Here is an 8793-nt window from a genome sequence, read left to right as displayed (position 1 = left end):
GGCTCTGGCGGGGGTGGCGGCGAGAACTCGGGTGGCGCAAAGGGCTCCAAGGTCGCGCATTCCGGAGAGGAAGGCTCCCGATCTGGCGGTGGCGGCGGTAACAAGGGCTCCTCGGGCTTTGGCGGCCAGGATGGAGATGACAAGAAGAAGAATGAGCGCGATTGAAAAGGAACAGTCGAGCGCCGCTTAGCTGCTGTCTGGTGGGGGCAACATGCGCCATCTCAAGGTGACAATCCTGGTTTTGGCATATGCGGTGGTATCGCCCGCGTCTGCGCAAACCTGTTGCCCCACCGGCTGCGCGCCAGACGCCAATCGGTGCGTGAGCAGCGGTCCGCTGTGGACCAGATGCCTTCCTATCGCCTGCGCCCAAGATTTTCGAGGGCCGTCACGTCGGTCCGCAGTGAGCAAGCACAGAGCCGCCGTGCTCGCCCGCCGGTCTGCGCGTACCTACGTGGTGCCAGCTCAGATTCCCCCAGAGTGCCCATTGGTGAAACCGACCAAGGCGCAGGTCGGCGACGCGACCGCTCAATGCATGAACGTGTTGACTCGAAATGCGCAGTTGCGGGATTGCTTTTTTGAGGACGACGCTGGGAGGGCCGAAGACGAAAGAACCGGCCTGATCTGCCCGGATCGCCAAGCTGCGCTGGCGAGGCAGTGTCTACAGCGCTGCGTTAACTATGCATCCGATACGACACATTTGGTGTGCGCCGGCAGCTATCCGAACACCGTCTGGCGTGTGTCTTTTGGAGCTATCTCGGGCTACACTCTCGGTTCCGAGCATGTCGACCTCTGCGGCCCTCGGCTAAGAACGCCGCGGCAAGCTCCAACGCGCTGAGACGCGCTGGACTGAGCCCTTCGCTGCCATCAGGATGCAGACAAGGGGCGGCCAACTGGCTGGGAGCGCAGCGGCAGTGAAAGCCGCGGACGTCGCACCGCCGGGCGGCCATTGCCAGGGCCGCGGCGAACGGCCTTGATGGCTCACGGCAGAGCCTAAATGATCTCACGGGGTCATGGGTTTGAGAGCTCCATGGTGTGATGACGCCCTGCATCCGCGACGGCTGCTCACCTCGGCGTGGTGCATTGATCGTGCGCGGACCGGCAGCGTCAGCAGCCGCATCAAGGCTGATGCGGCTCCATCGAATGGCGCGACCCCCGGGCACTTTTGTTATCCACAGTGTGAGTTGCGACACACCGTACTGGCGCGATTCATTATACGTTTAACGTGCGCCCTTAGGGCGCCTTTCCTCCCTGACCTTGAGCCCGTCGCGAATGACGGGCTTCGTTCGAGGCAATGCAGGGACGCTAGATCTGCTGCGACGGAATCCGGCTGGGCCTGGACAGTTGCACCCAAGGCCGTGCGGCATAGATCCCGCACGGCCTTGGCTGACTGGGACCGGGTCACCCAATCGCAAACTCCGCGCTCTCGTTAGGCCGATCGGCGGTCCGGGTGGTTCTCGCAGACCCAGCGGCCATTCTCGCACCGCGCGCAGAACTTCATCGGTAACGCATCGAGGAGGTCGCGGGCTTGATCCAATTGAAGTCCGGCCGCACGTCGGCGCCGCGCCTGCCGCAGACATCCAATTGACGACGGTGCACGCCAAGGTCGCGTGGTGGGAGAGGGCCTCGACCGCGGACAACCATCCAGCTAAGTCACTGCGCATCTTGGCCCGGAGCCGGGGAGCCGGTGCGGCAGATCGAGCACGCGCCGGCCGAGATCGAGCAGGAATAGACATAACCGCGCGGCTAGGCGTCTTGCCTTTCTGCGATCATCAGTGCCGGAATTTCGCTTGTGCAGAAGCTTAGTTGCACTTCAATCTGCAAGGCGAGCTGCTTGCGTTCGTACTTTCAGTTTAGCTCTGCTTTGAACTTTCCGACGGCACGAGGGTAGCGCTCGCGCCGTCGGAGCTGGTCAGGGTTGCGGAGACGGCGCGAGCGCGGCTGATACGATAGTTTGCCGGGCAGGCATTGGATCGCTCGGGCTGGTTGATGTCTTCGCTGGGCTCACGGTCCTTTCCGAGGTCGCGTAGCGTCTCATGATAATGTCCGGGCCGGCGCGGACGCCGAAGAGGGGAGATTGCCTCATCCAGAATGTTACTGGACAACTTCTCGCCGATGACCGCAGCAGCGCCACCAAATTGCTTCGGTGGCTTCTATGGCAGGAAAGATCAGCATGGGCGCGCGACGCGAGTTGTTGTAGGCGGTGATGGAACGTTACCGGTTGGCCAAACGGGCGGAGAAGGGGCGCATCCTCGACGACCTGTGCGCGACACTGCCGGCCCTCGAGCAACATGGCCGCTTGCGGCTTGGCCAAGCGGACCATGATCGTGTTCTGGTCATCAGCGCCGCAATCATCGATCGCCTACTCGTTGATGTGAAGATCGCGGCAGCGGCGGGGCTTAGCAATGAGGGAGGAGTCAAGGCGGCAGCGTCAAACTGATTTGGTACACGATCGCACCTGATCCGTCGTCTCCGTACAAGAGCCATCGCATCTGTGCGTGCCAGCAGCGATGTCAGAGAGGAGAAGCTTACCAGAAAGATGAAGTTTCGATGGATCGCCGTCGGCAACGACACCGCCGCCAAACGCCGCACAGCGGGAAGGCATGAACGAATGTGTGTCACGGGCGTGTAAGGGGGCGGTAGGGGTGTCCGCAGCTTCAACACCAATCGTTTCTCAGCGACCGCGGCTTTCCCGTTTCACGCACATCTGCAAATCAGAATATGGGTCTAAATTGCTAGGCAATCGAGCACGGTCCGCACGAGTTGCGCGACCTGAAAATTGCCTTGGCCACAGCGCTCGGCCGGTCGAAATTCCGGGCCAGTGCGCTGGATCGCGAACCGAGATCCTTGCTTGGCCGCGACGCCGAGCCGGCCCATGTCGTGCTTGGGTTACGGCGCAGATGCTGAGGGAGATTGAGGCACCGAACCCGAGGCGGGATTAGCCGCGAGTAGGGTAGCATCGTTATTCCCGTTGTTCTTACGGAGCCTGCGCGGGCTTTTACTTGGGCGAATTTTACGATATGTTTGCCTGCATGTCCGACCACAAGTACGGTCCGCCCATCTCAGAATTGTCCCTCATCAAGGATGGGTCGCACCAGGTTCTCGCATCGTGTTGGCTGAGGCGGCTGGTCGAAGATTGTCCGGCAAGTTCGGCGGGCTAGGCGCCACGCGCAACAGGGTACGTGTGCTCTTAGACGGTTCCAAACAGCCGCTCACACTTCACATTCGGTATTTGGATCTTTTTGACTCGGGGCATGCCGACTAAATCAGCGTGCGGTCTATCGGTTTGCGCGCCGGGCGGCCAGCCTTTCTTTCGTCGGAATTCCAGAACTAGTTTTGGTTTTTGAAAAATGGAGACGTCACGTGGCTATGGGGACAGTGAAGTGGTTCAACCCGACGAAGGGTTACGGGTTCATTCAACCTGACAACGGCGGCAGGGACGTCTTCGTTCATATCTCAGCGGTTGAGAAGGCTGGTTACACGTCGCTGGCAGAGGGAGCCAAGGTCAGCTTCGACGTCGTGAACAATCGTGGAAAGGACTCGGCGGAAAATCTGCGCGTGGGGTGATCGTTTAATCGCGATGCGACGGTAGGAGCCACACGAAAAGGCCGCAGCGGCGAACCACTGCGGCCAGCCGGGTAAATGAAGACGTGAAATATTGATTCCAGCCCCGGCGGAATAAAGGCTACCGCGACAGTGCGGGGGCGCAATGTCATCCATGTCACACCTGCGAAAAACTTAAACGTCAGTTTTATTGACCGACTGAGGGAGGGCCCGCCGGGGCTGGCAATAGCGAGCCCTCAACCTCTAGCACGAGGCCGCGAGATTCAGCGGCCTCATCGCAAGACGGATAAGTTCTCGGTCGTCGCATGGCTCTCATCGACCACGTTTGCGAGGGCCTCATCCACGATGGTGAGGAGCCGTTGCCCGCCGCGCCATTGGGTCCTCTTAGGTGATCTTTGAGCCCTCGTTTAGCATTGAGGAATGCTTCGTGCGTTATGATTAGTGCGTCACTGTGATGAAGGGCCTCGGGTGGCGTTCACGCCGCTGTTGGCTGCGTTGGTGCCGATGGAGCCTCGGCTGTTGAGAGCGCCTAGCTTCGAGTTGTTGTTGTTGTTCGCCTGCGTCTGCGCAAGCGTCAATCCGTTGGAAGGTCGTCGAGCGTAGGCTGGAGCCTAGGTCGGTCGCTTCCTTTGAGTTGGTGGTGAATGGAGCGGATCGGGAGCCTAGGAGAACTCAGCGCCTTCGGTGCCGCGTGACGCCGCTGCCTGCTCCCTCTGAAACCAGAGGTATGAGGCCACCCAGGCATGAGGGTGTATCGAGTGTCCTTCAGGGATGTTGAAGTACGCCCGGGTGCGCGCGTCGATTAGCGCAATCAACTCCAGGCTATGGAAGGGCCAGTAACGATGATTGCTGCCGATGCCTGAGGACGGTGGCGTGTAATCTAGTTCTTTGGGACACCTAGGCGGCAGCGGGAGCGATCCGCGCTCTCGGAACAGCTTGCGCCAAAGCTGGGCGTCTTTGCTGCCGTGGTGCTTGAGAGCGCTCCGGTACGAGTGCGCGGTAGCATAGTCGCGATTGCGGCGGCGATGGCACGACCTAGCGAATTCTGATAATTCCGCGGCACGCCAGCCCGCTTTGAAAGCCGCAGCGAGGCGCTTGCGGTCTAGGGGTGTCTGGCACGCCTTGCGAGCAGCCTGCCACGCAGGCCCGGACGGCAAGCTGGTGTCGTCGTCATTGATCAATGGTGGTTCCTTTCCAGTTTTCGCGAAAAATTCCTCAGCAGCGCTGCGTGCTGAGGTGGGGCGTGGATAGTGAGTGGAAGTGCGAAGGTGCGGCTTTCGCCTTGCGTGGGTGTTAAAGATGGTCATGCGGTTGTAGCCGCTTGAGAAAAGGTTGGTTTGCTCGGGTTTGGCCCAAGGTACCGTGCGCGCGAATAGCCCCTTCTCTGTTGTGAGCCCTTCTCTGTTGTGGCCCTCCCTCACTTTGAGTGGGTATCAAAATCGGTCATGTGATTGAGTACGTTCGGGAAAAGGTTCATTTGCGGCACATTTGCAGCGCGGAGCTTCTGGGCTGTTGACATCACCTGTGACCGGAGCAGCGCAGCTAGGGATTTACTGGCTGAATGTGAAGTTCGCTTTGCCGCGCTCGCCAGAATAGGGGGCCCGCTCGAAAGGGGACCCGTTGGAGAGCGAGTGTTGTTTAGTGCGCCTCGACCTGCGATAGACGATCAGGGCAGGGGGCTAGTTGGGTGCGTTAGCGTTGGCTCTGGTGTTGGGCGCGTGCGCGCGAGGTCAGGCGGTGCGCACTTCCGCCAACACCATGATCGTTCAAACTTCAGCGGCGGCGGTCTGCGGTTGGCAAGGGCACTCGCAGCATCTCAGCGACTTGCTGCTATCGAGATCATTAGAGCCGGATACGACCGCTATATCATCACAGGCGGAGAAGCTCAGAACAATGTGCGGGTGAGCCAACTGCCGGGCACCTACAACACCGAGGGCACGAGGTCGAGAAATTACGTAAGGCCTGTTGTTTCGATGCTCACCCCCAAGGGTCGGCGATTGTGGTCCACAGTCGAGCGTGATTCGGCATCTGAATCCGGATCCAGCGGTAGGGCACACGCGCCCACGACTTGATCGCTGGCGTCAGATTGTCGAGGACCAGATCGCCGCTTCGGGTACGCACGACAAGAATGAGGTGATGCTTTCCCCCATACGTCACGACCTCGCTCAGCAGTAGCGCGCCTGAGGGCCAGCCGCGAGCAAGCAATTCGTGGCGCTTGGTCACTGCGTAATCATTGCAGTCGCCACGCTCTGGATTGATCAACCAGCTTTCTACGCCTGAACCCGATTCTGCGCTGTCAGGAATGATGCTGCGGTTGACGATCTGATTGATCTGTTTGAGAACGGCCCAACGTTCCTCGGTCAGGCGAACGAGCCCCCCGCGAAATTGCGGCTTAATGCGACATTCGTTCTCGTAGCGCAGGCAAAATGTCGTGTGGGCCATCGGCGGCAGCGTCGGTGTCTCGAACCGAACGTGCCGGATGGCAGATTGCGGTTCCATCGGCTTATTCAACGGCCCCGCATTGACGGGCTCAAACCCAGCGATCATCCCCGCAATCGCCAGCACCTTCTTGGTAGAAAAGGGCGCATGTTTTCGTCCCCTTTGTTGGGGGGTGAACGCTAAGGGTAAGCGGTGAGTGCCGACCTTTCAGGCCAGGCCGCCCACCCTGGAGCATCCTGAGATTGTATACGCTGACATGACACTTCTGACAATTGGTTGTTGAGGAATTAGCGGGCACAGTGCTGATCGCGGTCATCGTTGTATGGGGATACCGTGACTTCCGAAAACGGGCCCTTCTCGGAAGTCGGGCCGTGTCTGAGGCAGGTCCGGAGTTCATCGCAGAGCGGACGAAGATACACGGGCTCGCATTCGCGCGGGCCGCAGCGCTCGCGGGCACTCAAGTTTCCTGAGAACTCCCGAGGTCTCTAAACGCCGCTCCACGAGCAGCAGTTGCGCCTATAGCCAGCCGATTTTGAAGTTCGCCTGAGAAATCTCGGGGACTAGGGGCTCCCAGTAAACAGGGGACCCGTCAATGTCGGTGGCCTGGGTGTTGTTTAGTACGCCAGTCGCCACCCTGAACTCGCGGCGAGTCGAATTCCTGGGCGCCGTCTTGAATGCGCCCGTGTTTGTTACAGGACTTACCGAGACCGAATTGAATGTGGTTCGTGCTCGTGCGCTGGCGACTCTGCATCCTGAGGAAACCAAGATGCAGCATGAATTGACTAAGGCGCTCAATGAAGTGCGGGGGGTAGCCGCTACTGAGCGAGCATTGCTTGAGCGCTGCGAGATGCGTGACGATCAGGAACGCACGTTGGCAACGTGCCCTTGAACCAATTGGATCGGGCGTAGCTCAGTCCACCCAAGCTCTGCGGCGGCAGCGATCATCGCTTGGCCACGCGCCTCGCCAAATTCCGGATCGATCTGCCGGAAGCTCATCAGGATCAGCGAAGACGCCACAGCACAATCAGGGCCACTGCCAACCCAAGGCAATCGACCGCGATCAAGAAGGTGTTGGTGAACGTGTCCGATGCTTCCCCTATCGTCGGTTGTCTCCTAACTGGCGACCGGCTTGTCATCGTTGCTCGGACCGATTTCCTTGGATGACATGCAGGCGCGGTGCGGTCGACCTCTCGGGCCTCTCGGTCTGATCGTGCACTTGTCGTTTGGCCGGCCCACGACGTGGCGCGCCCAAATACGGCTCGTATGCAAGATAATGAGCACGTCTCTTCCTCGAGATACCCCGCGCGTCGCATACCTAACCACGAAACCGAGCCCCAGGAATGCAAGCATAATCGCCAAGCCGAGCATTGAGTGATGCTACGCGCGCCAGCCAGGAGTCATTAACTGTTGTTAGGATCGCCAATCCCAGAGAAGCATGAGGGTCCTGAGCGACTTGTCGCGCATTTAAAGTCCGGCGTTAGGAATCAAATAGCATCCCGAGAATTGGCGTGCGCTTTCGCGCTCGTAACAAAGAGAAGGGGCAACAATGGCGCTACCGATCAGCTTCTTCACGATCGCAACGCTAGCCATGGTCGCGTGGCTCTACGTCTTGAGCAAGGCGGTGATCACAATTGGAGGCTGGTTGCTGAGCTAAAAGAAAACGAACACAACTTGCCTGAATTCACAAGCCGCGCAGATCATCATTCCCTGTTGATCTGCAGAGCTGCTGCCATCACCATTTGCCTCCCCACCTGCACTGATGCTCTGTTCAGAAGGCGCTTCGTGCTAGCCCTAGTTTGATGCACCGCATTCCTGCCACGGCCGTCTGCCATGTCTCATTTATGACCCTCGGCAACTGCTAGTCCTTGCGCCGCTAAAACCCATTTACTCAAGGAGTTTATCCCATGCACTCCAAACTCATTGTCAGTAGCCTCCTCATTGTGGCATCGGCATCATCACTTCACGCACAAATGTCTCTCGATGTATCCAAGATTACGTGCGACCAATTCGCTCATCACAAAATTGGTAATCCACGAATGATAGCGGCATGGCTTAGCGGTTATTATAATGCCAAGCGCAACAACTTGACCATTGATCTACAAAATGTCGAAGCAACGGCCGAGAAAATTCAATTCTATTGTGAGAACCAGAACAATTGGGAAGTCCCCGTAATGCAGGCAATTGAGCGGCTGGGCACGGGCAAATAGAGGTTCGAGAGGCCTCGCGGTCACTAGCGGCCTGACGGAGTTTCTATGCCTTGGTGCCCTCAGGGAACAGACACGTTATCAGCGCAGAACCGGCCGTGTAGCAGCCGGGCGCTCACAATTTCGGCGCCGGGCTTGGAAGCACGCGCCTCGAACGGCCAACAACAACAATAAGGGACAGCCCTATCCCGTGTGTCTCGTTGACCGCCAAGTCTGCTACTAGCCGCAGACCCGTCAAATCCTGGAGGTCCTCGAGGTGTTTTCCAAGTCTTCCCGCTTCGACATTCAGGAACATATCTTCAGCTGAGAGGCTTTTGCCGCACGCGCCGCGTGGCTACGTCCTAGCTTTGCGGCTTTTTCCCGTGCTGGAACGCTTTAACCACATTGCCGTTGACGCAAAAATGCGGGCATCGGGCGGCTCTGCTCGATGGTCGCCAGAGGGAGAGATGTCATGAAGCTGCGTATCGCAACGGTATCGGCGGTCTTATTATTAGCCGCGAGTGTTCCAAGCCTGTCCACGACTGCCCAGGCGCGGCCATTTGGTTTCCATGGCGGATTTGGCCATGCGGGATGGGGTCATGGTGGGTGG

5 protein-coding genes are annotated in these 8793 nt (G+C 58.9%); 4 read left to right on the top strand and 1 reads right to left on the bottom strand.

Going from position 1 to position 8793, the window contains the following annotated elements:
- Positions 1–2200 precede the first annotated feature (2200 nt).
- Entirely contained in the window at positions 2201–2437 is a 237-nt protein-coding gene (locus tag GWG67_RS38460; protein ID WP_275174855.1) for a hypothetical protein, read from the top strand.
- A gap of 923 nt (positions 2438–3360) precedes the next feature.
- On the top strand, positions 3361–3564 hold the full coding sequence (locus GWG67_RS38455; protein WP_275174854.1) for a cold-shock protein: 204 nt from the start codon (positions 3361–3363) through the stop codon (positions 3562–3564).
- Positions 3565–5538: 1974 nt separating this feature from the next.
- Here the strand turns inward: GWG67_RS38455 and GWG67_RS38450 are convergent.
- Complete coding sequence (locus GWG67_RS38450) at positions 5539–6108, bottom strand: transglutaminase-like cysteine peptidase (protein ID WP_275174853.1); 570 nt, start codon at positions 6106–6108, stop codon at positions 5539–5541.
- Between the two features lie 484 nt (positions 6109–6592).
- Here GWG67_RS38450 and GWG67_RS38445 point away from each other — a divergent pair, with 484 nt between their 5' ends.
- Together GWG67_RS38445 and GWG67_RS38440 are read left to right on the top strand one after the other, a co-directional pair.
- The gene (locus GWG67_RS38445; protein WP_275174852.1) at positions 6593–6889 is read left to right on the top strand and encodes a hypothetical protein; all 297 of its coding nucleotides are present in this window, start codon (positions 6593–6595) and stop codon (positions 6887–6889) included.
- 1015 nt (positions 6890–7904) lie between these two features.
- Positions 7905–8207, top strand: a complete 303-nt coding sequence (locus tag GWG67_RS38440) for an HdeA/HdeB family chaperone (RefSeq protein WP_275174850.1) — start codon at positions 7905–7907, stop codon at positions 8205–8207.
- Positions 8208–8793: the final 586 nt, after the last annotated feature.

The organism is Bradyrhizobium sp. CSS354 (genome assembly GCF_029051725.1).
Classification (GTDB): Bacteria; Pseudomonadota; Alphaproteobacteria; order Rhizobiales; family Xanthobacteraceae; genus Bradyrhizobium.
The sequence above is the reverse complement of the archived record's forward strand: the minus strand, read 5'-3'. Positions and strand labels throughout refer to the sequence as shown.